This window comes from Oceanobacillus timonensis, assembly GCF_900166635.1.
Classification (GTDB): domain Bacteria; phylum Bacillota; class Bacilli; order Bacillales; family Amphibacillaceae; genus Oceanobacillus; species Oceanobacillus timonensis.
The window spans coordinates 3,952,379-3,978,269 of the sequence record NZ_LT800497.1 but is presented as its reverse complement, the minus strand read 5'-3'; the positions used below and the strand labels follow the sequence as shown (position 1 = coordinate 3,978,269).

The 25,891-nt window shown below is 39.6% G+C and carries 20 protein-coding genes; 15 read left to right on the top strand and 5 right to left on the bottom strand.

Annotation, left to right across the window (positions count from 1 at the left end; genetic code table 11):
- The first annotated feature begins 35 nt into the window (after positions 1–35).
- The gene (locus B7E05_RS19530; protein ID WP_080875774.1) at positions 36–581 is read left to right on the top strand and encodes a TetR/AcrR family transcriptional regulator; all 546 of its coding nucleotides are present in this window, start codon (positions 36–38) and stop codon (positions 579–581) included.
- 534 nt (positions 582–1,115) lie between these two features.
- A complete protein-coding gene (locus B7E05_RS19525; protein WP_080875773.1) occupies positions 1,116–2,168 on the top strand; it encodes a 2,3-butanediol dehydrogenase in 1,053 nt (350 codons plus the stop codon).
- Positions 2,169–2,518: 350 nt separating this feature from the next.
- Here the strand turns inward: B7E05_RS19525 and gpmA are convergent, their stop codons facing one another.
- Entirely contained in the window at positions 2,519–3,214 is a 696-nt protein-coding gene (gene gpmA, locus B7E05_RS19520) for a 2,3-diphosphoglycerate-dependent phosphoglycerate mutase (RefSeq protein WP_080875772.1), read from the bottom strand.
- Between the two features lie 163 nt (positions 3,215–3,377).
- On the opposite strand from gpmA, the gene mmuM reads away from it, so the two are divergent.
- The 10 genes from mmuM (at position 3,378) to B7E05_RS19470 (ending at position 19,082) form a co-directional block, all read left to right on the top strand.
- Complete coding sequence (mmuM, locus tag B7E05_RS19515) at positions 3,378–4,319, top strand: homocysteine S-methyltransferase (RefSeq protein WP_080875771.1); 942 nt, start codon at positions 3,378–3,380, stop codon at positions 4,317–4,319.
- Between the two features lie 157 nt (positions 4,320–4,476).
- Positions 4,477–4,908 carry a MarR family winged helix-turn-helix transcriptional regulator gene (locus tag B7E05_RS19510; protein ID WP_080875770.1) on the top strand — a complete coding sequence of 144 codons (432 nt, stop codon included), beginning with the start codon at positions 4,477–4,479 and terminating at the stop codon, positions 4,906–4,908.
- A complete protein-coding gene (locus tag B7E05_RS19505; protein WP_143833264.1) occupies positions 4,901–6,097 on the top strand; it encodes an MFS transporter in 1,197 nt (398 codons plus the stop codon). Before B7E05_RS19510 ends, B7E05_RS19505 begins: the two co-directional genes overlap by 8 nt.
- A gap of 529 nt (positions 6,098–6,626) precedes the next feature.
- A complete protein-coding gene (locus B7E05_RS19500) occupies positions 6,627–8,360 on the top strand; it encodes a phospho-sugar mutase (protein ID WP_080875768.1) in 1,734 nt (577 codons plus the stop codon).
- Positions 8,361–8,501: 141 nt separating this feature from the next.
- Positions 8,502–10,430 (top strand): 1,4-alpha-glucan branching protein GlgB, encoded by a 1,929-nt coding sequence (gene glgB, locus B7E05_RS19495; RefSeq protein WP_080875767.1) that lies wholly within the window; start codon positions 8,502–8,504, stop codon positions 10,428–10,430.
- 147 nt (positions 10,431–10,577) lie between these two features.
- Positions 10,578–11,720: a glucose-1-phosphate adenylyltransferase gene (locus B7E05_RS19490; RefSeq protein ID WP_080875766.1), complete on the top strand. Its 1,143-nt coding sequence runs from the start codon at positions 10,578–10,580 to the stop codon at positions 11,718–11,720.
- On the top strand, positions 11,710–12,882 hold the full coding sequence (glgD, locus tag B7E05_RS19485; RefSeq protein WP_080875765.1) for a glucose-1-phosphate adenylyltransferase subunit GlgD: 1,173 nt from the start codon (positions 11,710–11,712) through the stop codon (positions 12,880–12,882). Before B7E05_RS19490 ends, glgD begins: the two co-directional genes overlap by 11 nt.
- 14 nt (positions 12,883–12,896) lie before the next feature.
- On the top strand, positions 12,897–14,327 hold the full coding sequence (glgA, locus tag B7E05_RS19480; RefSeq protein WP_080875764.1) for a glycogen synthase GlgA: 1,431 nt from the start codon (positions 12,897–12,899) through the stop codon (positions 14,325–14,327).
- 186 nt (positions 14,328–14,513) lie between these two features.
- Entirely contained in the window at positions 14,514–16,952 is a 2,439-nt protein-coding gene (locus B7E05_RS19475) for a glycogen/starch/alpha-glucan phosphorylase (RefSeq protein WP_080875763.1), read from the top strand.
- A gap of 303 nt (positions 16,953–17,255) precedes the next feature.
- Entirely contained in the window at positions 17,256–19,082 is a 1,827-nt protein-coding gene (locus B7E05_RS19470) for a glycoside hydrolase family 13 protein (RefSeq protein WP_080875762.1), read from the top strand.
- A 57-nt stretch (positions 19,083–19,139) separates the two neighbouring features.
- On the opposite strand, the gene B7E05_RS19465 is transcribed toward B7E05_RS19470, so the two are convergent.
- From B7E05_RS19465 to B7E05_RS19455, 3 genes are all read right to left on the bottom strand, one after another.
- Positions 19,140–19,604: a DUF1307 domain-containing protein gene (locus B7E05_RS19465; protein WP_080875761.1), complete on the bottom strand. Its 465-nt coding sequence runs from the start codon at positions 19,602–19,604 to the stop codon at positions 19,140–19,142.
- Between the two features lie 398 nt (positions 19,605–20,002).
- On the bottom strand, positions 20,003–20,536 hold the full coding sequence (locus B7E05_RS19460; RefSeq protein ID WP_080875760.1) for a GNAT family N-acetyltransferase: 534 nt from the start codon (positions 20,534–20,536) through the stop codon (positions 20,003–20,005).
- A 244-nt stretch (positions 20,537–20,780) separates the two neighbouring features.
- Positions 20,781–22,037, bottom strand: coding sequence for an IS110 family RNA-guided transposase (locus B7E05_RS19455; RefSeq protein ID WP_080873567.1), 1,257 nt, complete (start codon positions 22,035–22,037; stop codon positions 20,781–20,783).
- A gap of 525 nt (positions 22,038–22,562) precedes the next feature.
- Here B7E05_RS19455 and B7E05_RS19450 point away from each other — a divergent pair.
- Both B7E05_RS19450 and B7E05_RS19445 read left to right on the top strand, forming a co-directional pair.
- Positions 22,563–23,363 carry an aminoglycoside adenylyltransferase domain-containing protein gene (locus B7E05_RS19450; protein WP_179134592.1) on the top strand — a complete coding sequence of 267 codons (801 nt, stop codon included), beginning with the start codon at positions 22,563–22,565 and terminating at the stop codon, positions 23,361–23,363.
- Positions 23,364–23,458: 95 nt separating this feature from the next.
- Positions 23,459–24,190: an alpha/beta hydrolase gene (locus B7E05_RS19445; protein WP_080875758.1), complete on the top strand. Its 732-nt coding sequence runs from the start codon at positions 23,459–23,461 to the stop codon at positions 24,188–24,190.
- Positions 24,191–24,329: 139 nt separating this feature from the next.
- Here B7E05_RS19445 and B7E05_RS19440 read toward each other — a convergent pair whose 3' ends face one another.
- The gene (locus tag B7E05_RS19440; RefSeq protein WP_080875757.1) at positions 24,330–24,578 is read right to left on the bottom strand and encodes a hypothetical protein; all 249 of its coding nucleotides are present in this window, start codon (positions 24,576–24,578) and stop codon (positions 24,330–24,332) included.
- 254 nt (positions 24,579–24,832) lie between these two features.
- Here B7E05_RS19440 and B7E05_RS19435 point away from each other — a divergent pair, with 254 nt between their 5' ends.
- On the top strand, positions 24,833–25,837 hold the full coding sequence (locus B7E05_RS19435) for an Rpn family recombination-promoting nuclease/putative transposase (protein WP_245833185.1): 1,005 nt from the start codon (positions 24,833–24,835) through the stop codon (positions 25,835–25,837).
- The last annotated feature ends 54 nt before the right edge of the window (positions 25,838–25,891 follow it).

Sequence of the window (25,891 nt, the reverse complement as noted above, 5' to 3'; positions counted from 1 at the left end):
TCTATATAAATGTGTGTAATAAAAGGGGGAGAAAGATGCCGGAAAAAATAGACAGAAGAATTATGAAATCACAAAAAGCCATTCGCAAAGCTTTCCTTGACACGCTTTTTGAGAAAGGTTTTGAAAATATTACTGTAAAAGATATTACGGAACAGGCAGATTTAAGCAGGAAAACATTCTATTTACACTATATTGATAAATACGATCTGCTGGATAAGGTTGTAGATGAGCATTTAAAACAATTAAGAGAAATATGTGAGCAAAAAAAGGATAAAGGGTTGATAGAAGGAACGATTATCTGGTTTGAATATTTTGAGAAGCATAAGGCATTTTTTGCTTCGTTATTTCAAAGTGCCAATACAGTTTCTTTTCGTCATAGTTTGCTTCATTTTATGATGGACGAAATAGATAAGAAATTGTCAGAATCATCTCTGAATCAACTATTAGACCGACAGATTACTGTGAAATTTTTAGGCACTGCAGTGATGGGTGTATTGGAATCCTATGTTTTGGAAGAGGTGAACGGAGATACACAGCAAGTGGCTGAGCAGGTAGGGGAGATGTTGAAAAGGAATTTATAGTGCGTGTTCGAAAAGTCCGATAAATAGGACCAAGTCGGCTAAGTTCGCAACGTCCTTGGGGTTGCGATTACTCACCCCACCGAAGTGCGTTGTTGCAACGCTGACACTAGCACGTCGTGTGTGTCGGAGGTTCAAGGCGACGATTCATTTCCAAACGGAGCGTATGCTTTAGAATACATGAGTAACGGTTTTGGTGGGGCGAGGTAACCGCAGTCCCATGGAAATGAATCGTCAACGCAGAAATTCGCCGTGTCATTTTTATTGGACTTTTTGAACCTCCTCTTATAGTACGGATTTTGAACATGTGAGGACGTTTACTTATGGGCTTAGCATACTATTCCCATCATAAGTTGACATTTTTATGAAAAGTAAGCGTTTATGAGCAGTTAATGCTTATTTAGTGATATAATAGTCTTATAGACAGGGCTTGTTGACAGGGAGTTTCAAGTCATCGTGAACGAAAAAGAATACTTCTATGCAAGAAAGCAAACTCTGCCTTCAGTCAATCAATTAAAGAATGAAAGAGGGATCTTTATGAAAGCAGCTAGAATTTATGCGGAAAAAGATGTCCGTGTGGTGGATGTTGATGTAAAAGAAGTTGGAGCCAAAGATGTAAAGGTAGAAGTGGCTTGGACAGGCATCTGTGGGTCAGATTTGCACGCTTATTCTCATTTTGTTGGCATCCCAACAGAAGCGCATCCAATATCTAATAGACAAGTTCCGTTAACATTGGGACATGAATTTAGTGGGACGGTAACAGAGACAGGTAGCGATGTAACATCGTTTAAACCAGGTGATCGTGTTTGTATTGAGCCGAACCTCCGCTGTGGAGAATGTAAAGAATGCCGAGAAGGAAATTATCATTTATGCAGAAATAGTAATGCTGCCTTTATTGGCCTTGCCGATGATGGCGGTTTTGCAGAATACTGTGTTATGGATGAACAATACTGTCACCTTATTCCGGACAATATGACATTAGAACAAGCAGCACTTGTTGAGCCAACGGCAGTAACATATCATGGTGTCGACTTAGCAGGTGTGAAAGCAGGCGATGCGGTACTCGTAACTGGAGCAGGTCCAATCGGGCTATTAACGGTGTTATCTGCACGGGCAGCCGGCGCAAGTAAGGTTTTTATCAGTGATGTTTCCAAAGAACGCTTAGCATTAGCGGAATCTTTTGGTTTTGTAACAACCTTAAATCCTGCCGAAGAAGATGTGATTAGTAAGATCATGGAAGATACAAATGGAGACGGCGTTGACGTGGCGTTGGAATGCGCGGGTGTTCAGCCGACATTTGATACATGCTTGGAAGCAATTAAACGTACAGGTACTGTTTGTGTACTGGCCATTTTTGGACAAAATCCAGAGATAAATGCGTTTGCCTCTACCATTAAAGAAGCAAACATTAAGTTCTCTCTCGCTTATTCAAATATCTACGATCGCGTGATCAATTTAATTGCAAGCGGACAAGTTCCAGCTGAAAAAGTAGTAACGAATAAAATTAAATTGGATAATGTCGTAGAAGAAGGCTTTGAATTATTGCTTAACGATAAGAGCCAGTCAAAAATCTTGGTTAGCGCAAAATAAAAAGAATTTATAGTTGAAAGGCTCACAGGTGTATTGCATCTGTGGGCTTTTATACGTAAAGCGTCCTCTTCTTTGACGTGAAGAGATGAGATTGTAAATACGTATTTTAAAGCAGATTACTAAGTGTCTATTGATATTAATGTGGGGGTATGAGGATTATATCTATATCAGCTTTTCTAATCGAAGCACAACAGGAAGATACCGGCTAAGTATGCATGAAGAAATCATGAAGCAAGTAAACAAAAAAGCGATTCAGCAAGGAACAACTCTCCTTACTGAATCGTTTTTGTCTTTAATACTTGCAGCAAAGCTAAAAATGTAAGGAATAAAGTATAAGTATAGCCGTTTATTTACTCCTCCTGATCCAAGAAATATTTTGAAGTAGGAACCAATTGTTCATCTAACTCATAAACGAGCGGCACGCCGGTTGGAATGGATACATTGACAATATCCTCGTCGCTGATATTTTCGAGGTACTTCATTAAGCCTCTTAAGCTGTTTCCATGTGCAGCGATGATCACTTGTTTACCTTCTTGAACGGCTGGCTTGATTTCTTCTTCCCAATAAGGGATAACGCGGTCAATTGTTGTTTTCAGACTTTCACCGAGAGGAATGTCATCCTCGCTCAATCCTTGATATTTTTCTTCGTGACCGGGATAACGTTCATCTTCTTTCTCTAGAAATGGAGGAGCTGTATCGAAGCTGCGGCGCCAGATATGCACTTGTTCATCTCCATATTTTTCTGATGTCTCCTGTTTATTCAATCCTTGTAAAGCACCATAATGGCGTTCGTTTAACTTCCAGGATTTGTGAACAGGAATCCATAAGTTATCGGTTTCCTCTAATACATAATTCAGCGTTTTAATTGCTCTTTTTAAATAAGATGTATAAGCAACATCAAACTGGAAGCCATGCTGTTGCAATGCTTGTCCTGCATGTCTTGCATCTGCAGCACCATGTTCTGTTAAATCGACATCTGTCCATCCGGTGAAGAGGTTGGACAGATTCCATTCGCTTTGTCCATGTCTAATCAATACAAGTTTCATATATAATCCCTCACAATCTTTTATATATAACATACCCCTGGTTGGCATATTTTACACTTCATACACCTCGGGATAACAAAAAATTGGTTTGTAAACAGAAAAGATTTGCAGAAACAAGAGAATGCGATAAGCTGTAAGATAAAAGAAAACGGAGGTAGAGAAAATGACAAACGTAAATCCGGTAGAACCCTTGTTGCAACAATTTGATACGTTAATTTTAGATGGAGCCCTAGCGACCGAGTTGGAAAAACTGGGTTGTAATCTGGATGACCCTTTGTGGTCAGCCCGTGTGTTATTGGATGAACCGGAAAAAATCCGGAAAGTGCATCATACTTATTTTGAAGCAGGGGCAGATATTGCTATTACTGCAAGCTACCAGGCAAGCATAGAAGGATTTAAAAAACGTGGACTCAGTGAAGAGGAATCCAAAGCATTAATACGGAAAACAGTGGAATTAGCACAACAAGCACGGACAGACTTCTGGCAGGAAAAGATGACAACTGACCGTCCGTATCCATTTATCGCTGGTTCTGTTGGGCCGTATGGTGCTTACCTTGCGGATGGGTCGGAGTATGTTGGGAATTATGGTGTCCGTGATCAGGTTTTATATGATTTTCATAAGCCGCGTATTGACGCATTAGTAGAAGCAGGGGCGGATTTATTAGCTGTTGAAACGATTCCGTCTCTCCAGGAAGCTGAAATCATCTGTGAACTGCTCCAAGCATATCCGGAAGTGCCTGCATGGATTACATTTACGTTAAAGGATGCCGCACATATTAGTGAAGGAACCTCTCTAAAAGAATGTGCGGAAGTTTTAAATGGTTATGATCAGGTTGTTGCGATAGGTGTTAACTGTGTGACAACGGAATTTGTCAGTGATGCCGTAAAAATATTGAAAGGAAATACAAAAAAACCGGTTATTATTTATCCAAATTCTGGTGAAGACTATGACCCAAAAACAAAAACATGGCATGGAAAAAACCATGTACAAGTAACGAAGGCTGCAGCAGACTGGGCAAAGTCGGGAGCAGCCATTATTGGCGGCTGCTGCCGGACAGGCCCTGCGGATATTCGCGGAATTAGCAATATATTGGGGAGAAGGTAATCTTCTCCCCATATTTTCGTGAGAAAGTGTATGCTCACCATTGATGTTAGAGGGTTTATCGAATCTTTTCCCTGATCCTCTTGACAAGAGCAGCAATAAGCTGTATAGTTACCTAGGTTAATAATTACCCAGGTTAATCAAATATGGAGGACAGTAAATGGAAGGATTATTTCGGCATTATATACGTGTACATCGCCTGTTAACGAAGCACCTAAATGATCTCTTAGAAGAATATCAGCTTTCTTATTCCTTATGGCAAGTGATTATTTATCTGAAAGATAGCGGGAAATCAACACTTGTTGATATATCTAATTATTATCAGGTCGAGAAGCCGGGTATTACAAGACGTGTACATCGTCTGCAGGAGACAGGATTAATTAGAGAAGTGCCAAGCACGAATCGACGGGAGAAAGTAATTGAACTGACCTCGGAAGGAGAGCGTGTGTACCAAGTGTGCAGAAAAGAAATTACTGCATTGGAACATAGGTTTACCCAAGGGTTAACAGAAGAAGATAAGCAAGTTGCTTTTCAATTTTTAAGGAAAATTGAACATAATATTGAACGTAAAGAAGGGTTTCGTAGTGAGTAATGAATCAAAATTATGGACCAAAGATTTTATTATTGTGTCCGCTATTAATTTTTTATTGACATTAGTTTTCTATCTGCTTGTTGTTGTCATGGGTGTATATGCAGCAGAGGAATTTAATGCGTCTGCAAGTCAATCCGGATTAGTCGTTGGCATATTTATTGTTGGAGCGCTTATTGGGCGTTTGTTTATTGGCCGTTATATTAATAAATTGGGTCAGAAAACCACCTTATTTATCGGAGTTATTATATTTATTTTAGCTACCTCATTATATTTCTTTAATTTTGGAATCGGCTTTTTATTGATTAACCGATTTATCCATGGTATTGGACTTGGGTTTGGAAGTACAGCAACCGGTACGATTGTAGCACAAATTATTCCCGCTGAACGCAAAGGGGAAGGAATTGGTTACTACAGTATGAGTGCAACCTTGTCTACTGCATTAGGGCCATTCGTCGGTCTGTATATGAGTCAGCATACCAGTATGCAAGGTATCTTTACTCTTTGTTTAGCCATCGCTGTAATCAGCTTTTTAACTGCCTTTTTCGTGAAGATTCCGGTTGTTCATGAAACAGAATCGGAAAAAGAGGAGAAAGGGTTCCAGATTTCGCATTATGTTGAACCAAAAGCTGTACCGATTGCGATTATTACGCTTATTCTGGCTTTATGTTATTCCAGTGTACTGTCTTTCCTTAATTCATATGCAATCGAATTAGATCTGGTCAGTGTCGCCAGTGTATTCTTCCTCGTATATTCAATTGCTGTATTGTTGTCGCGTCCATTTACAGGTCGCTTGATTGATTTAAAAGGTGCCAATATCGTGATGTATCCAGCATTTGTCCTATTTACGATTGGTATGATTCTTTTAGGTTTTGCCCATAGCGGCTTCACCTTGTTATTAGCAGGTGTTCTGATCGGACTTGGATTTGGTAATATGCAATCCTGTACACAGGCGATTGCAATAAAGATGACGCCAACGCACCGTATGGGATTGGCAACATCTACTTTCTTTATCTTCCTGGACGGCGGATTAGGATTTGGACCATATTTACTCGGATTTATTGCACCAATTACAGGATACAGCACCCTCTACATTGTATTAGGTATTGTTGTACTTGTAACAACCGGATTATATACCATTTTACATGGCAAAAAAGATTCCGGTGCGCAACAAACATTAGCATACGAATAAAAGAAACTTCATTCTGCGGATATATTTCTGCGGAATGAAGTTTTTTATTTTAACTTATTATTCTAGTAAATAAGCACCCTTATATCAACTAGTCAATCTGTATTACGAATTTAATCTCTTTTTCTTAAATTCAATGTATAAATATGTAAGGTTTTATAGTATAATAAACTCAAGAAACCTGCTTACTGCTATATAGAAATAAATACTTGCAGTTGTACTGTCAGATTGGCTTTTCTTATATAGATATTAGAAAATTAAGATATTATAAAGACAACTTAATAGATGACTCACATAACAGCTGAAGAAGGACAGGCTTTATTTCAATGAATCACATCATCCAATTGTAAACATCGCAGACGTGTTATCACTTATAACATGGGACCATTCCATATATGAACAACATATAAAGATGGGGTTGAAGCGGTGTTTTTTTATATATTCATTTTTCGTTACGGAAAAGGAAAGGCGGATGTGATTCGGAGTAGCAGTAAGCCAGTACGTTGTTTTTAATGTTGAAGGGGGAGTGTTTATGTCATATCAAAACACCTATGAACAATGGAAAAAGGAAGAATTTCTGGATAGAGAATTGAAAACAGAGCTGGAAAATCTATCAAACAATGAGGCAGAACGAGAAGATGCTTTCTCCAAACCTTTGGAATTTGGAACTGCCGGCATGCGTGGAATACTAGGGGCGGGGATTAACCGGATGAACATTTATACGGTGAGACAAGCTACAGAAGGCTTGGCCCGATTCATGGAAAACAGTTCGGAAGCGAGTAAATCCAGGGGCGTTGCAATTGCTTACGATTCCAGGCACAAGTCACCTGAATTTGCTTTGGAAGCTGCTAAAACACTGGCCAGACACGGCATTCCATCCTACGTATTTGAATCGCTGCGCCCGACGCCAGAGTTGTCCTTTGCGGTAAGACATCTGAATGCATTGGCAGGAATTATGATTACGGCATCACATAACCCGGCAAACTATAATGGTTACAAAGTTTATGGAGAAAGCGGCGGGCAGATGGCACCAAAAGATGCAGATGCTTTGACAGCATACGTGCGCTCTGTAGAGAACCCGCTGCAGATAGACGTAGTGCCAGAGGATGAAGCAAAAGAAAAAGGACTGCTGCAAATCATTGGCAAAGAAGTAGACGATGCTTACTTACAGGAAATCGATACGGTAACGATTAATAGAGACCTGGTAAGGGAAGAAGGGAAAGATTTAAAACTCGTTTTCACTCCGCTGCATGGTGCAGGGAAGATGCTGGGAGAAAAAGCATTGGAACAAGCCGGATTTACCGGATTCACATTTGTCCCTGAACAAAGCGTTGCTGATCCTGATTTTACTACGGTTAAATCCCCTAACCCAGAAGAACATTCCGCGTTTGAGTATGCTATCTCATTAGGTGAACAAAAGGGAGCTGATTTGCTGGTTGCGACAGACCCGGATGCCGATCGGATGGGTGTTGCGGTGAAGATGCCTGATGGAACATACAAAGTGCTAAGCGGAAACCAAATTGGTGCGTTAATGCAGGATTATATTTTAAAAGCACGGCAAGAAGCAGGTACATTACCGGGAAATGCTGTGGTATTAAAATCAATTGTTTCCAGTGAACTTTCTACTGCCATTGCTGAAAAATACCAGACCAAAATGGTGAGTGTGCTTACCGGTTTTAAATTTATCGCTGAAAAAATTCAAGAATATCAGGAAGATGGCTCACAGACATTTTTATTTGGTTTTGAAGAGAGTTACGGCTACCTGGTAAAACCGTTTGTCAGAGATAAAGATGCGATTCAGGCCCTTGTATTGATAGCAGAAGTAGCTGCTTTCTACAAACAGAAAGGTGAAAACTTATATGATGCATTGGAAGCTATTTTTGAAGAATTCGGAAACTACCAGGAAAAAACAATATCTATTACGATGAGCGGTTTGGAAGGATCAGCGAAAATAGCTACCCTAATGAAACAGCTGCGGGAAGACCCTCCGGCAACTTTCGGAGGTGCAAATGTTGTTAGTACGGAGGATTACAAATTGCAGGAAAAAGTACATGCAGACGGGGCAGTGACAACGATGGAGACACCATCGTCAGATGTATTAAAGTACTTCCTGGAAGATGATAGCTGGATAGCTGCACGTCCTTCTGGAACAGAGCCTAAAATTAAATTCTATATCGGTGTGAAAGCCGGAAGTGAAGAAGTGGCAGAGGAAAAAATCAAAACGTATTCAGCAGCCATTTCTGAAATAACCAATGTAACCAGCTGAAAATAACTGTAGGAACACGTTTTAAGAAGATGTTCAAAAAGTACCGAATCATAAGCAGCGAATGTGTTTGCTTTGAAGAGGACCCACTAAAAATCCTTGGTACTTTTTGAACACGCACTTCAATGGGTGGTGAATGGAGAAATGCAAACTAATGAGTATTTGGAATTGGAAACAGAAGATGCGGTAAAAAGATTCCATACAGGCGAAAATTTTTACAGCCAGCATATTTTTGGATATCACCAAAAGGAGTGGGATGGGGAGACAGGCTTTGTCTTCCGTGTCTGGGCACCGAATGCACAGCAGGTTTGGCTTGTCGGCACTTTTAATGATTGGGATGAATCCTTGCCGATGCAAAAAAATGAATCCTATGGCTATTGGGAAGTATTCACTGCGAAGCCTTCCGAAAATGATTTATACAAGTACAAAATCCGCCAGGCAGATGGCAGAGAAGTATATAAAATCGACCCATTCGCATTTGCATTTGAAAAAAGACCGGATAATGCTGCGGTCATTCATCATGTCCCGGAGAAAAAATGGAAGGACGGATTATGGTACGGAAGAAAAAAACGTTCTAATTACTTTAAGCGGCCCATAAACATTTATGAGGTACATGCCAGCTCCTGGAAACATCATGAGGATGGAACCTCTTATTCCTTTGCAGACTTAAAGGAAGAATTAATTCCTTACGTGAAGGAGATGGGATACACTCATATTGAATTTATGCCGTTAATGGAGCACCCTCTGGGAGCCTCATGGGGATACCAATTGATAGGTTACTTTGCTTTAAGTTCCTATTATGGTAAACCGGAGGAATTTCAGGATTTTGTAGAGGCGTGTCATCGAAATAATATAGGAGTATTTGTGGACTGGGTTCCAGGTCACTGCTGTATTAATGATGACGCTCTGCCAAGATATGACGGTACACCGCAATTTGAATATGAAAATCCGGACCGGGCAGCAAATATCCGCTGGGGGTCTGTTAATTTTGACTTAGGCAAACCAGAAGTGCAATCCTTTCTCATTTCCAGTGCGCTGTTCTGGTTAGAGATGTATCATATCGATGGCATTCGTGTGGATGCTGTTTCCAGTATGCTTTATTTAGATTATGATGACGGTCCTTGGGAACCAAATCATGAAGGTGGTAATCGGAACTATGAGGGGTACTATTTTCTGCAAAAGCTGAATGCAGTTATCAAGTTAGCCCATCCGGATGTCATTATGATTGCAGAAGAAAGTTCATCTGATACCCAGATTACAGGATTAGTTGAAACAGGAGCGCTTGGTTTTGATTATAAATGGAATATGGGCTGGATGAATGATGTGCTTGCATTCTATGAAATGGATCCGGTTTTCAGGAAAGATCATTTTAACTTAATTACCTTCTCTTTTATGTATATGATGCAGGAAAACTTTATTCTGCCCCTTTCTCATGATGAAGTTGTACATGGGAAAAAGAGTTTGATGCATAAGATGTGGGGAGATAGATATAAACAATTTGCACAATTGCGTAATCTGTATACGTATAAGATGACACATCCAGGAAAAAAACTTTTGTTCATGGGCAGTGAATGGGGGCAATTCTTGGAATGGAAGTATGATGAAGGGTTAGAGTGGCGTGATTTAGAAGATACGCTGAACAAAAGCATGCAGCATTTTACTTCCAGTTTAAATGCCTTGTATAAAGAACAGCCGGCATTATGGGAATTGGAAGAAAGCTATGACACCATTTCCATTATTGATGCGGACAATCGAGATGAATCTGTGCTCAGTTTTATCCGGAAAAGTAAGAAGAAAAAGGATTTTCTGATTATTATTTTAAATATGACCCCTTTAGAACGTCAGGATTTTCCTGTTGGAGTCCCGTTTGAAGGAAGCTACAAAGAAATATGGAATACAGAAATGAAAGAATTCGGAGGCACTTGGGAAGCGCATAATCCGGATCAGCTGACAGAAGAAATTCCTTTTAAAGAGTATCCGTATCAAATTAAGACCGTAGTACCGGCACTGGGCGCGTTAATTTTACAACCAGATAACATCAAAATACCGAGAAAACGTCCATCTGCTAAGTAGTTTTTCATCATGAAGCATATCCTTTTTATTGGATCTATTATGTATCCTTTAAAAAGATATTGTATATACACCAAGGTTTACTTTTGCAATAAGTTTTGAAGAAGTAATCAAAAGGGGGACAGGTGAAAGGCTGCTTTCACCGAATATATGAAAAATGAGATGCTAGCAATGATTCTTGCGGGAGGAAAGGGTTCGCGATTAGGGAAACTGACAAAAAATATCGCTAAACCAGCCGTTCCTTTTGGCGGAAGATACCGTATTATTGATTTTACGTTAAGTAACTGTGCGAATTCAGGTATTAAAAATGTGGGGGTAGTGACACAGTATCAACCACTGGCGTTAAATAACCATGTTGATAACGGGACAAGCTGGGGGCTTGATGGAATCAGCTCCGGTGTAACCATTCTTCAGCCTTATGCTGGATCAGAAGGTGGTAAATGGTTTGAAGGGACAGCACATGCCATCTATCAGAACATTGCTTATATTGATGAGATGAACCCGGAATATTTGCTTGTATTATCTGGAGATCATATTTATAAGATGGATTATGAAGAAATGCTGGAGACGCACAAGGAGAATGACGCTGCTTTGACGGTCGCTGTGCTGGAGGTTCCCGAAAAAGAAGCATCCCGTTTTGGAATCATGAATACCGATGAAAATGACCGGATTATTGAATTTGAAGAAAAGCCGGAAAACCCGAAGAGTAATCTGGCATCCATGGGTATCTATATCTTTAATTGGGCCCGGTTGCGTGAGGTTCTGTTAAGCAGCTATTCGAAGGATGATCATATGCTGGATTTTGGTAAACATGTTATCCCTTCTTATTTAGAAGGCAGTGAGAATGTATTTGTGTATCGTTTTTCTGGTTATTGGAAGGACGTCGGAACGATTGATTCACTCTGGGAGGCAAATATGGAGTTTATTAATCCGGAGATGAATTTGAATATTCGTGATAAAACTTGGCGTGTGTACTCCAGAAATACGATTTCGCCCCCAAATTTCTTAACGGATACAGCTTCTGTCACAGATTCCTTAATTGTAGATGGGTGTTATGTAGCAGGACATATTGAAAATAGTATTCTATCCAATGATGTACAAGTGAAAGAAGGATCGAGCATTACCGATAGTTTCGTTATGCCGGGAGCAAGTATCGGAAAAAATGTCAGCATCCGCCGGGCAATTATTGGAGAAGATGCGGTTGTCGGTGATAATACGGTAATTGACGGTACAAACGAGGTTGGGGTAGTTGGCTATTCTGAAGTGATTGGAGTGACGATGGATGAGGACTAATAAAATTTGTGCCATTTTAGGGAATATTCAACGTTATAACGCTTTACTTCCATTAACCAATGAGAGGCCATTAGCAACGTTGCCGTTTGCATGTAAGTATAGGTTGATAGATTTTCCCCTTTCCAGTATTGTGAACGCCAATATAAATACAGTGTATATGATTTTTAATGAAGGAGAGACACAATCTGTATTCGATCATATTGGCGGAGGAAAAGAGTGGAACTTGGATGGCGTCCATAATCGTTTCTTTATCCACCTTTATCAGGACTTTTTGAAATTAAAAGCACATAATCAGAGTTATTATCGTCCGCTGATTGATTATCTCGAAAAGTCCAAATCCGAATATACGGTGTATATGAGCAGTAAAATGATTTGTAATATTGACTTGCGTGCTGTTTTGAAAATTCACCAGCAACAAAACAATGAAATGACAGTTGTTTATAAAAAAGTGGAATCAGAAAAAATTTGCCAGACAGATGCAGTATTATCTCTGACAGATAATGGTCAAATCACAGAGGTTCGTCCATATATGGAGCATGTGCAAACGGCGGAACAAGAGAATCTCTGTATGGATATTTACATCGTGCAGACCGATTGGCTGATCCGAGAATTAAAAGAAGGACAGCAAGAAGGAATGTCTGCAGATATTCAGGATTTCCTGCGTAAAAAAATTCATACTGTCAAAAGCTCCAGTTATGAGCATACCGGTTATTTAAGTAATATATTTGATATAAATTCATATTATAATGCATCGCTTGATATGTTGAACCAGCAAAAGTTTAGTTCCCTTCTATATTCGAATCAAAAAATATATACAAAATTAAAAAATGAAGTACCAACGTATTATTCCGAGTCATCTGAAGTAAACAACAGCCAATTCGCAACAGGCTGCATTGTGGAAGGAAAAGTACAAGGCTCCTCTATTTCCCGTGGAACCGTAATAGACAAAGGAACAGAAGTGATTGATTCCATTGTTATGCCAAGTGCAAAAATATGTACGGGAGCAAAGATACAAAATGCCATTTTGGATAAGGAAGTTGTTGTAGATCCGGGCGTACAAATCATTGGAACCAGAGATAATCCAATTGTTATTGAAAAATATCAGCATGTGACCAATGATATGCTTGCCAACGGAGTGGCAGTCAGCGAATTAGAGAGATAAGAAGGAGGAAAAGTATGAAATTATTATTTGCCAGTGCGGAGTGTGCTCCTTTTTTTAAGACAGGCGGGCTCGGAGACGTAATTGGTGCGCTCCCGAAAGAATTAGCAAAAAAAGATGTGGAAGCGGTAGTTGTCCTGCCGCTTCATAAAAACATGCCGGATAAATATAGGGAGCGCCTGGAGCACGTAACCTCTTTTTCTGTTGATGTAGGCTGGAGGAGCCAATTTTGTGGTATCGAACGTTTAGAATTGGACCAGGTCACCTACTATTTTATCGATAATTTATATTACTTTAATCGGGATGATTTATATGGTTTTTATGATGATGGGGAACGTTTTGCTTTCTTTCAATTAGCATTGATTGAAATGATGGAAGTGATTAATTACATCCCGGATATTATCCACGTGCATGATTTCCATACAGCGATGGTGCCATTTCTCTTAAAAGAAAAATACCATTGGGTAGAAGCTTATCAAGACATCCAAACGGTTTTAACGATTCATAATATTGAGTTTCAAGGGCGGTACCATCCGGAAGTACTATCTGATTTATTCGGAGTAGGCGATAGAAAATATCATGATGGTACGATTCGTTTTGAAGATGATATTAACTTTCTCAAATCCGGTATTGTATATGCTGACAAAGTAAATACCGTCAGTCATTCTTATGCAAGAGAAATTCAAACCACTGAATTTGGCAATGGTTTAGAAACCATTCTCAGAGAGGAACGGCAAAAACTTTCCGGTATTGTCAATGGCATAGACTATGAAATGAACGATCCTGCAACCGATCCAGCGCTTCAGAGTAATTATTCTTCAGCGGACTTAACAGGCAAAAAAGAATGTAAGAAAGAGCTGCAAGAATTAATGGGACTTCCTGTGAAAGCGGATGTTCCAATTATTGCTGTGGTCAGCCGTTTGACCCACCAGAAGGGTTTTCATCTTGTATTGGAAGAATTGGAGAATCTGTTGCAATATGATGTCCAATTTGTTTTGTTGGGAACTGGTGACCCATCATTAGAACATCCATTTCAATTGATTTCAGAGTGGTATCCCAATAAATGTGCGGTGCAAATCACATTTGACGTGACGCTGGCTCAAAAAATTTATGCAGGAGCGGATATCTTTTTGATGCCTTCGAAATTTGAACCATGCGGATTATCACAGCTTATTTCGATGCGTTATGGTACGCTGCCGGTTATTCACGAGATAGGTGGGCTGAAAGATACGGTAGAGCCATATAACCCAATTGAAAAAACAGGTACCGGGTTTGGTTTCTCTTTATTTACCCCATACTATATGATGGAAGCATTGAAAAAAGCAATCCATGTTTTCCAAGAAGAGCCGGATGTATGGGAGCATCTTGTACAAACTGCGATGGAACAAGATTTCAGCTGGGAACTTTCGGGCGATAAATACCGTTTACTTTATAAAGAACTTTTATAGGGTGGATTGTGTTCAAAGGGTTGTGACTTTTTGAACACCTTCTTATAGGCTGAAAACATATCAGCATCCGTTTAAGTGCGATAAGTGGCTTTTCCAAGAAAAAATAAGGTACAGGGTTAGAATTTTATTTTTGGGGTAAAAGTACTTAAAGTGTCACTTAGATAATGCAGAGAAGGAGCTTAATACATGGCTTTAGATAAAGAAATGTTTAAAAAAGAGTTAAGACAGAGATTAAGAGAGAACTATGCGATGGAGTTGGAGGACGCGGCAAAACAGGAAATTTTCTATACGCTGGGAGCTGTGGTGAAAGCCCGTTATGCAGATGCTTGGAGAGATACATGGAAGTATTATGTGGACAGGAAAAAGAAACAGGTTTATTATTTTTCGATCGAGTTTCTGCCGGGGAGAATGCTGAAAAGTAATCTATTAAATCTTGGTATGCTAGATACAGCAAGAGAGGCTTTGGCAGAGCTGGGAATAGATTTAGATAGCCTGGCAGAAGTGGAAAAGGACATGGCGTTGGGAAATGGAGGCCTTGGGAGATTAGCTTCCTGTTTTATGGATTCTATCGCTTCTTGTGGACTTCCGGGAAATGGAAATGGTATTCGTTATGATTATGGCCTTTTCAAACAACGGTTTGTAGATGGCTATCAAGTGGAGCTCCCTGATGAATGGCTGCAAAGCGGTAATATTTGGGAAATCCGCAGAGAAAGTAAAGCAGTAGACGTCCGAGTCGGCGGGCATGTTTATTTGGCTGATAACGGCAGAGGAAAACTGAAGCCGGTATATGAAAATGAACAGATTCTTCGTGCGGTTCCTTATGATACCGGAATGGTTGGATATGAAAATAATGTCGTTAATACATTACGTTTATGGTCTGTAGAAATTCCTGCTTCGGAAGAGGATAAATACCAAAGTATACAGGGACGCAGAGAATTGGAAGATTTAACAGCAGTTCTGTACCCGGATGATTCCAATGAACAGGGACGTTTAATCAGACTGACACAGGAATATTTCTTTGTATCAGCAGGAATCCAAAGTATTATTCGTCATTATAAAAGGCGAGCACAGCAGCCGATTTCGAAGCTGAGCGAATATGTTTCTATCCATATCAACGATACCCATCCTGCTTTATGTGTTCCGGAGATGATGCGGATTTTGATTGATGAAGAAGAATTGTCCTGGGAGCAGGCTTGGGATATTACCGTAAAAGTCATGAGTTATACCAATCATACCATTTTAGCTGAAGCATTGGAAAAATGGTCAATTGATCTGATGAAACGCACCTTGCCGCGTATGTATCAAATTATAGAAGAGATTGATGCACGCTATGTGCACACTATGCAGGAATTGCATCCATATGACCTGGTGGAAAATACGCGCATTATTCGTAATGGGCAGGTGCATATGGCACATTTATCCATTATCGGCAGTCATAGTACCAATGGTGTGGCGAAGTTGCATTCCGATTTATTAAAAACAGTTGTCCTGCATGATTTTTATATTATTTATCCGGACCGGTTTAATAATAAAACGAATGGAATTGCGCAGCGCAGATGGTCTCAAATTGTGAATGAACCCATGTCCAATGTGTTGGATGAAACAATAGGGAAGACATGGCGAAAAGATCCAGGTGATTTGAAACTGCTGATGAATTACCAATCGGATCCGGCTGTGTTGGAAAATTTAGCACAAGCAAAGAAAATCAACAAACAGAGATTAGCTGATTATATTTTGGAAACAACAGAAATTGACGTTTCCGCAGATGCTATCTTTGATGTACAGATTAAGCGACTGCATGCTTATAAACGTCAACTATTGAATTTATTGCATATTATCAAACTGTATCAAGATTTAAAAGAAAATCCCAATTTAGATATGCAAAAACGCGTGTTTATTTTCGGAGCAAAAGCAGCACCAAGCTATCATTATGCAAAAGTGATTATTAAATGTATTAATGAAGCTGCACAGTTAATCAATAATGACCCGGATATTAATGATCAAATAAAAATTGTATTCTTGCCAAATTATAATGTCAGTTTAGCAGAGAAAATTATCCCGGCGGCAGATGTCAGTGAACAAATTTCGCTTGCATCGAAGGAAGCTTCCGGTACAAGTAATATGAAGCTGATGTTGAATGGTGCTATTACGCTCGCTACATTGGACGGAGCCAATGTGGAAATCCGAGATGCAGTCGGTGATGATAATATTTATATCTTCGGTCTCACAGAGAAAGAAGTGTATGCATATTATGAAAGTCAGGAATATTCTGCCCAGAAATTGTATGATGAAAATCCGGTTATCCGCCGTGTGCTAAATGCATTTATTGATGGTACCATTCCAAACATAGTTTACGAAGGCAGAGAAATTTTTGATTCGCTCATTAAGTATAATGATGAGTATTTTCTTCTGCGCGACTTCGATTCTTATGTAAAGGCACAGGAAGAAATTGATAAAGCCTACGGCGATCAAACTTTCTGGCAGAAAATGAGTTTAATTAATATCGCTAATGCCGGCAGATTCTCTTCTGATGAGACGGTCCGCCGTTATGCGGAGGATATATGGAAGGTAGAGCCGAAAGATTCATTTGTTACAGAGGATGTTCAAAAAGTTCAACAAAAATGACACGGCGAATTTCTGCGTTGACTTATTTTTTCCGATACTCACGTATTAAAAGACATAGAGGAACTTCTGTTAAAACCGTCCACGTCCTGGGACTGCGCTTACTCGTCCCATCGAAAACATTTGTGGACAACACAGAAGTCATCACATCCTGTGAAAGTCCGTTCGTAAAAAATAAATCGCCTTGAACTTTCGACGCACAGGAAGTGCTAGTGTCGGCGTCACGACAGGATGTCGCTTACCTAGCCGACTGGTCATTTTTATCAAACTTTTTGAACTTGTATTTAACAGAGAAAGGATAGGACTATGCCGCATGTTTATTATAATTCGTGGATAAGTGCGTATAAAAAACCGTTTGGAGCGGTTCGGCCTGAGGATCAGGTGCGATTTCAGATAGATGTCCATGAAGATCAAGTAATCAATGTACAATGTAGGATTCGAAAAGACAATGGAACACATGAGGAAAAAGTCTATCAAATGGAGGAAGATAATAACCGCTTCTCCTGTATTTATACGCCTCATGAAGGGAAAGGGCTTTATTTTTACTATTTTTCGATAACGTGGAAAGAAGATAATGGCGAGGAAATGACTGCTTTTTGGGGGGCAAGCGCTGTGAAAGGAGAAGGGCAGCTGTATGAGGAACAGCACGAGGTTATTCCCTACCAGCTGACTTGCTTTGAAAAGAAAGAAAAAACACCCGATTGGTATCGGGAGGCTGTCTTTTATCAGATTTTTCCCGACCGTTTTTATAATGGCAATTCGGATGGAAAAGTAAATGCCCCGAAGCGGAATAGCTTTATCTATGGAGATACACGTGATACGCCGCTGTATGTTCGTGGATCAAAAGGAGAGATTCTTCGCTGGGATTTTTATGGCGGGAATTTAGAAGGAATCCGACAGAAAATACCTTACCTTAAAGCATTAGGTATCAATGCCATTTATTTGAATCCGATTTTTCAAGCAGCAAGCAATCACCGTTACGATACAGCAGATTATATGAAAGTCGACCCGATGCTTGGCGATGAGACATTATTTCAGGAAATGATAGACAACCTGCATGCAGAAGGAATTCATGTTATGTTGGATGGCGTGTTCAGCCATGTAGGAAGGAATAGTATCTACTTTAATTATGATGGCACTTATGGCGAGGATAAAGGAGCATATCGAAATCAGGATAGTCCTTACTATCCTTGGTTTACGTTTAGCGAATATCCTGATAAATATGCATCGTGGTGGGGAATTGATGACCTGCCGGAAGTGGATAAGTCCAATCAGGAATTTCAGGATTATATCTATCGTAATGATGATAGTGTGGTGGATAAATGGAGTCAGTTGGGCGTAGACGGATGGCGCTTGGATGTTGCTGATGAACTTCCGGACGCATTTATAGCTGGCATCCGCCATAAGCTGAACCAATATCCAGAGAAAGTGCTCATTGGTGAGGTGTGGGAGGATGCTTCCAATAAAATTTCCTACGATGAACGCAGACAATATATTTTAGGAAACCATCTGCATGGTGTGATGAATTATCCCTTCCGAAACACCGTGTTAGATTTGCTGCAATTGGAAAAATCCCCAAAAGAGCTTGCGCAGAGATTGACACAGCTCCATGAAAATTATCCAGAAGATGTTTTCTTCAATAATTTGAATAATATTGGCACACATGATACAAAACGAATTTACACATTTCTGGGAGAAGATAGAGAAAGATTGAAGCTTGCCCTAAGCTTTTTATTAATTGCTCCGGGTATCCCTTGTCTTTATTATGGAGATGAAGCTGGCCTGACAGGGGAACAGGATCCGGATAACCGTAAATTCTTCCCTTGGGAAGATGTAGATCAAGATATCTTTAAGCATTGTCAAAAATGGATTGCGGAAAGAAAACAGAATAACACCTTACAGTATGGTGATTTTATTCTTTTCCATACGGATGATGTATTGGGGATGCTTCGTTTTACAGATGAAGCATATACCATCTATGTGATGAATCCACATGATGAAGAGAAGACTTGTCATTTTGATGATCTTCATTTTTTGCGGGAAGTGCCGTTAACGGATGAAGTGCTAAAGGATATTTTCAATGGTGTCACAGTGGATGGGAAAAGCGATTTTTTTGTTACGGGAAAGAGATAGATGAATAGGAAAAAAGCAGGCTGTATAGATTCGTAATCTTGCAGCCTGCTTTGATATTTACTCTTTTACTTTTTCAAATCCCTGTTCTTCCAAAGATTCTACAGCATCATCCAGGTTTAAATTTTCATCTTCATTGTCAACAACTTCATCAAGTCCTGGTAACTCAGAAAGGTCAGCGACTGCGAAATCGATTGTAATGGTTTCAGTGAAATGATCCTCTTCAAAATCGAGGTTGTATTCCAGACCTTCAATACCTTGTAACGGTTCGGCAGAAGGAACAAGGAGAGCCTCTGCTTCTTCTTGGGATTCAACGCCTTCGATACTGTCGTAGGAAGTGATGCTCCGGCTTGACTGTTCGATGATTTCTCCGTCATCCGCCACAAAAGTTGTTTCCATAGAATTATTGTCTTCTTCTAATTTATACGTTACGGTTTCCTGGTCTGAACCACATGCAGTTAAAGTAAGAAATGAAATCAGAAAGAGAATAGAACCGATTACTATTAATCTATTTTTCTGTGCCATTTTCGTTTCTCCTATTCTTATGTAATTAAGGCAATCGTATCGGATTAAAACGGGAAAGTCAAAAAGGGAAATCGATGAATCTTTGGATAGGATGATTAAAATGAGTCCGGTTATAATAAAAGAAATGCGTTTCTATTCACGATGTGTATGATAATCATTGATGAAACCATCGAAGCAATAAAAGACCGTACCTTCATGCAGATACGATCTCTCACTTTATTTGTCTACTACTTCAAAACCTTCTTCTAAATTGCTGATAGCCTCTTCCAAATTTAAATCTTCATCTTCCAATGAATCCTCAGAGAAAGAAAAGCCAAATTCATTCAATATTTATGTCTTTACTCAATATGGAACTTTTATGCTGCTTCGGATATTGGAAAACGCTGTGAAGCAATTTGTTATTCAGAAAATGCTTTTGAATAATGAACGATACCACTTGTACGCTCTAACACACCTGGTTCTAATTCCAATGCCATAAATGCTTCCTCTGGAACGTCAAATGGTGCTTCAATTCCCCATAAACTAGCTGGTTTAAAACCGAAGCGAGGATAGTAATCGGCGTGCCCGAGTACAATGATAGAGCGGTAGCCAGCTGCTTTTGCCTTTTCTAATCCTTCTTTCATCAACATAGACCCAATGCCCTTATTTTGATAATCTGGATGAACAGAGATTGGAGCAAGAGCTAGCGATGGTGTTGCTTGTTCTTTGTTTTCAATGCTTATTATAGAAAAAAGAATATGGCCAATGATATTGTTTTGCTGATTGACTGCGACGATAGACAATTCAGGAATGAAAGCATTAGATTTGCGAATACGATCTACAAGAAAATGCTCCTGGTGATCGGTCATTACTTCGTTTCGGAAAGCTTGTTCAATAAGAGCTTCTGTTTGTGAATAATCTTTTGGTTGTTCTTGACGAAATGTGATGTTCAAGGGTATCCCTCTTTCTTATAGGATAAGTTTGTGGTAAATGCCTCTTATTTATTCTACTAAAAAAGAAGGAAATGATAAATGTTGGAGAGCAGCGGTATAATGTCAAGCACTGATTTTTAAAAACCTACTTCATTCGTGCCAATACAGCTAAAAAAGGCAATAGGAAACTAAACCCACCCTAATTTGTTTACATTTTATACCATATAAACAAATTAATAGGTGAAAGAAAAAGGGCGATAAAAATCTATTTATGATTTTGTGGCATCCCTCCTTCTGGATGATAAATTTGGTTGTTCTTCAGCAGATAAAAGATCAACCGCACAAGTTTTCGAGCTGTAAGCGCAAGGGCACGTTTGTTGGCAAATTCTTTTGGTTCTTCCCGCTTTTTCGCATAGTACTGGGCAAAAACAGGGTCATGCACCCGAACACTGTTTGCGGCCTCAAAGAGGTAGTACTTGAGATAGCGGTTCCCCGATTGAATCAGCCGGGTTCGATTGGCAGTAAAATCACCGGATTGCGACTGGTTCCAGGCAATTCCGCCGAATTTAGCCAGCTGCTGCTGTTTTTGGAATTGATGAATGTCTACTTCGGCCAGGATACCAGAAGCGAAAATCGGACCAATTCCCGGGACTGTATCCAGCGTTTGTGGGATGGTTTCTAAATGATCCATAATGGCTTTTTTCAAGACCTTTAATTCCTGCTGAATAGCGCGAATAACCCGGATACTGGATGCCATCGCTAAGTTGACCGAATCTGCCATGGAGTCAGATAGCCGATAAGAAGACCGTGCTGCCTTTTTTAAGGAACGGGCAACGGCTTCGGGATCATCGAATCGATTTTTTCCATGGTGCACCAAAAAGGTAATGAGCTCGTCCAATGAGATATCAACGAGTTCTTCAACGGAAGTAAACTCTTCCATGACGGCCATGGACGTTACGCCGAGCGTGTTTTGTTTAAACGGTCCAGCGATGGTATAGTCGCTGAACTTTAAATACAGGTTTGTCAGGAGAAAGTTGCTCTCCCGTGTTAAATCCTGCATCAAATGATATCGTGCACGTGTCAGTCGCTGTAGAGCCATTTGTGGCTCGCTCCACGTATAAGGATGCGGTAAATTACCTGCACGAAGTTTTGCGGCAATATACCAGGCATCCACCCGGTCGTTTTTGGGAGCATCGAGAAAATTCGCTTTTTTGAATTCTTTGATAAGGCTAGGATTCAATGCGTAAACCAATTTATCTGATACGCCAAAGTCCAGGTGCTGCTGCAAATAGATAGCCGTGTGCGTCGAATAGCTTCCGGTGTGTTCCAGACCGAATAAAACCTGTTCAAACCCATGTTTTTTGACGAGTTTGGAAATACGGTCTTTCAATTCTTGAATGCCGGGACGATTGTTGGTAATGGTAAATCGGCTCAGAGGCCGTTTCACTTCGTCCCGGGTTAAGCAACAGACGACGTTATGCTTACTGCTTACGTCAATTCCGACGAACAAGGGAGAAGTCATAGGAATCACCTCCTTTGGTTTATGATGATGTAGCGCCTACGATGCTGAGATGTCCCTGGGAAACCTATGAACGACAGCCTTGCGAGCTATTGGAATACACCGGGAGTCAGCAGTGCATGAGCCTCCTTCTGCTTTGCGGGAGGGCTAACTGACCGGGAAACAGTCAACGTGTAGGTCTATAACACAGGGCCAGGGCAACACTCTCTAATTGGAAGACACCCAAGTGTTAGCTTGGGGCAACAGGAGAAATCGGAACAATCCCTTGGTAGGAACGCTACCTATGGCTATTTTCCCAAAGACAGCTCAGCATCGTAAACACTTTTGTTTGAGGGCTACCGCACTGTCGCTTGCTTCTTTCTAATTCGCGGTATGCTTGCCAAGGCAAGCATACGCTCATTACGAAGCTGCGCCCTCCAACAATAAATAAAATGACTAACTATTATTATTTAATTTTCAAGGTACAAGTGATGCCTAAAATCTATTAATTATTAGGCTTAAACATAATATACAAGGGGAGAAATGGACGTGAAGAAATACTTAAAATTTCCCAAGTCTATTCAAGCTTTTTTAGATAATCTACTGGCTGAGATAAAGCAAATTACAGGAAGTCTATTTATTGGCTGTTATGTGCATGGTTCTTTAGCTATGGGAGGTTTTCAACCTGAAAATAGTGATATTGATTTATTAGTGGTTTTAAATAAAACATTGGATGAAAAGCAAAAACAGCAGCTTGCTGCATTATTTCTAAATAAGTCCAATAATCCTTACCCGATTGAAATCAGTTTTTTATTAGAAAATAGGTTAAAAAAGTGGGAGCATCCCTTCCCGTATATTTTTCACTTTAGTGAAGATTGGAGAAAGCAGATAGAAAAAAATAAAAATCAAGTAATAGAGAAAAATGAAGGAAAAGATGCGGACTTAGCTGCACATATTGCTGTTCTTATGAATAGAGGAATTACTTTGGAATGTCCTCAAGCAAGTAGTATATTTCCTGCAGTTCCAAGAAGTGACTTTATCGCATCGATACACTCAGATTATAAAGAATGCTTGGTAACTTATACGGATACCCCTGTGTATGCATTATTGAATATGTTACGTTTCTACTGGTATTTAAAAGCAAACTGTTTTTTATCGAAACAGGAAGCTGGTAAAAGGGCATATGAAGCATTTCCTAAGAGCATGCATCCAACAATAAAAAACTTACTCCATAATTATCAGGCGAAGGAAGTGGATAAACGGACGATAGAAAAACAGGAATTAACAGCTTTAAAAGAGGATATAGACAAAAGGATCACAGAAATGATAAGAAGATACAATTTGGTATAAGCTAGAAGATAATGTTAATATATGATTTATTCTACCGTCTATACTATATAAAAAAATGCAACAACCAATGTTCGTTTTCGTAGGAGGAATATTTGATGAATGAGCAATATCCAGTAATAAAAGGAGCAGAGCCATTTCAGTTTGAAGGAAGCCGTGAAGGTGTACTCATGTGTCACGGATTTGCAGGGTCTCCGCAAAGCATGTTCACGATTGGAGAAGCATTCGCAGATGCGGGATATACGGTGTGTGCCCCGCGATTAAAAGGGCATGGAACAGCTCCGGAAGACTTGGAAAAGTGTACCTATCAGGATTGGATAGCTTCTATAGACGAAGCGTATGCCTGGCTGGAAGCAAGATGCGATAAGATTGTTATGATTGGATTATCCATGGGAGGCACGTTGACTCTTCATACAGCGGAGAAATATCCGCTTGCCGGAATGATTACTATTAATGCAGCTGTAGATGTACCAGCAATGTATGAAAATCAAGTGAAACGTTTTATCGATGATGATGGGCCGGATATTAAAAGAGAAGGTGTCATGGAGATTACGTATGACAAAATGCCGGTCAAATCTGTTGAAGAATTAAAGAAACTAGTGACGGAAACCAAAGAAAAGTTAGGGGAAATAACCTGCCCGGCAGTTATTTTTGTTTCAAAGGAAGATCATGTTGTTTCACCAGAAAATTCTAAGACAATCTTGGAAAGAATAGCTTCTGAGCAAAAACAAATGATCACGATGAAAGAGAGTTATCATGTAGCAACATTGGATAATGATCGGGAAATGATTATCGAAAAATCTCTCAAAGCTTTGCAAGCATGGGTATAAGTAAATCTCATCTTCCGGAGATGATATAAAGAAATCTTTTGAAAGAAAGATTCATTTTATTGAAAAACGGATGGCGCCAGCTTGGAGCCATCCGTTTTTATCATCTTAAAAGTAAATGCTTCTCATCTGCATTTGCATCTTAAGATGATTGTGTTTGATTCTCTCCTCCACTACTACTTTGGTTCATGGCTTGAGCACCGGCAGAAAGCATATCCTGAAATGGTTCAGCCATGTTTTTCATTGTGGAGCTATTCATGGAATTGGAAAGCTTTTGTGACATGTTTTGAAAGGATCCATTTTGCACACCCATGCTGATTCCATAGGCTGCCGCACCTGCTACTCCTGCAGCAATCAGTGACGTAGTCATTCCTTTTTTATTATTCATCATTAATTATCATCCCTATCCATTTAGAATGTGAATCAACAACGATACTTAGTTTGGGATTAAATTTGAAAAATATGCGGGGAGATTTGATTTTGTTTATATTTCTTTATTAGTCAGTCAACTAAATAAAGGCAGAGAAATAATATTCAACAAAGGAGAACGTTTGTTTGTATTTCTTGTATAGGTGTGCTAGTCTAGATATAGAACTTACATTCGATTCAGTCATCTAATCCAACCTATGAAAGGACTTGATTAGCTTGCAGATTCAAACCCCGCACGACAAGATTTTTAAAGAAACCTTTTCTAATGTGGATGTTGCCAAAGATTTTATCACACATTTTTTACCGCCTTCCGTTCGGGAAATGATTGATGTAACATCCATTCAGCCCCAGAAAGACAGTTTTACCAATCATGATCTCCAAGAATATTTTTCGGACTTGCTGTTCCGGACAAAAATCCAAGATAAACCCGCTTATGTATATTTTCTATTCGAACACAAAAGCTATCATGATTCCTATACGGCATTGCAACTATTACGATATATGGTGGAGATATGGGAAACCAAACGAGATAATAAAGAAGAAAATAAACTGCCCATCATTTTTCCGATTGTTTTGTATCATGGCCAAACAAATTGGTATGCAGGCACCTACTTTCATCAACTTTTAGAGGGGTATAAGGATTTGCCGGAGGAACTGCAAAAATATGTTCCTGATTATGCATTTTTTCTTTACGATGTATCAGACTACGAAGATGAAGATATGCAACTGAATGTGTTTTTGCGCATTATCCTAATGGTGTTTCGGGATATTCGCAAAGATGATATGCAAGCTGTATTAGATACCATTTATAGATCCATCGATTATCTGCAGCAGTTACAGGATCAACATGCGGCAACAGCGTATCTTGAGACATTGTTTTATTATATTTTCCGTGTCAACCGTCAGCTCACAAAAGAACAATATTATGATATAATCGACCATATAGAAAGTAATTATCAAGAAGGGAGCGAACTGGCAATGACTTTAGCAGAGATTTTTCGGAATGAAGGAAAAGAAGAAGGACGAGAAGAAGGGAAAGCTGAGGGGAAAGCCGAAGCGCTAGCTAATACAACCATTCGATTAATCACCAAGTTTGTAGCTCCACTTTCAGAAGATATCAAGAAACAGATACATGAACAGGAAATAAGCACACTGGAGACAATCATCGATCATATCGATGAATTGGAAACCATAGAGGACGTTAAACAATACTTGAAATAAATAACAAAAAAACACGGGGATTGCCGTGTTTTTTTGTTTGAGTGGTTATATTAG

Bases quoted from the DNA above. Each gene is read 5' to 3' on its own strand.
- B7E05_RS19510 (WP_080875770.1), top strand. From the start codon at position 4,477: ATGGAAGGATTATTTCGGCATTATATACGTGTACATCGCCTGTTAACG.
- B7E05_RS19470 (WP_080875762.1), top strand. From the start codon at position 17,256: ATGCCGCATGTTTATTATAATTCGTGGATAAGTGCGTATAAAAAACCG.
- B7E05_RS19475 (WP_080875763.1), top strand. From the start codon at position 14,514: ATGGCTTTAGATAAAGAAATGTTTAAAAAAGAGTTAAGACAGAGATTA.
- glgB (WP_080875767.1), top strand. From the start codon at position 8,502: ATGCAAACTAATGAGTATTTGGAATTGGAAACAGAAGATGCGGTAAAA.
- B7E05_RS19465 (WP_080875761.1), bottom strand. From the start codon at position 19,604: ATGGCACAGAAAAATAGATTAATAGTAATCGGTTCTATTCTCTTTCTG.
- B7E05_RS19525 (WP_080875773.1), top strand. From the start codon at position 1,116: ATGAAAGCAGCTAGAATTTATGCGGAAAAAGATGTCCGTGTGGTGGAT.
- mmuM (WP_080875771.1), top strand. From the start codon at position 3,378: ATGACAAACGTAAATCCGGTAGAACCCTTGTTGCAACAATTTGATACG.
- B7E05_RS19440 (WP_080875757.1), bottom strand. From the start codon at position 24,578: ATGATGAATAATAAAAAAGGAATGACTACGTCACTGATTGCTGCAGGA.
- glgD (WP_080875765.1), top strand. From the start codon at position 11,710: ATGAGGACTAATAAAATTTGTGCCATTTTAGGGAATATTCAACGTTAT.
- gpmA (WP_080875772.1), bottom strand. From the start codon at position 3,214: ATGAAACTTGTATTGATTAGACATGGACAAAGCGAATGGAATCTGTCC.
- glgA (WP_080875764.1), top strand. From the start codon at position 12,897: ATGAAATTATTATTTGCCAGTGCGGAGTGTGCTCCTTTTTTTAAGACA.
- B7E05_RS19530 (WP_080875774.1), top strand. From the start codon at position 36: ATGCCGGAAAAAATAGACAGAAGAATTATGAAATCACAAAAAGCCATT.
- B7E05_RS19445 (WP_080875758.1), top strand. From the start codon at position 23,459: ATGAATGAGCAATATCCAGTAATAAAAGGAGCAGAGCCATTTCAGTTT.
- B7E05_RS19500 (WP_080875768.1), top strand. From the start codon at position 6,627: ATGTCATATCAAAACACCTATGAACAATGGAAAAAGGAAGAATTTCTG.
- B7E05_RS19455 (WP_080873567.1), bottom strand. From the start codon at position 22,037: ATGACTTCTCCCTTGTTCGTCGGAATTGACGTAAGCAGTAAGCATAAC.
- B7E05_RS19490 (WP_080875766.1), top strand. From the start codon at position 10,578: ATGAAAAATGAGATGCTAGCAATGATTCTTGCGGGAGGAAAGGGTTCG.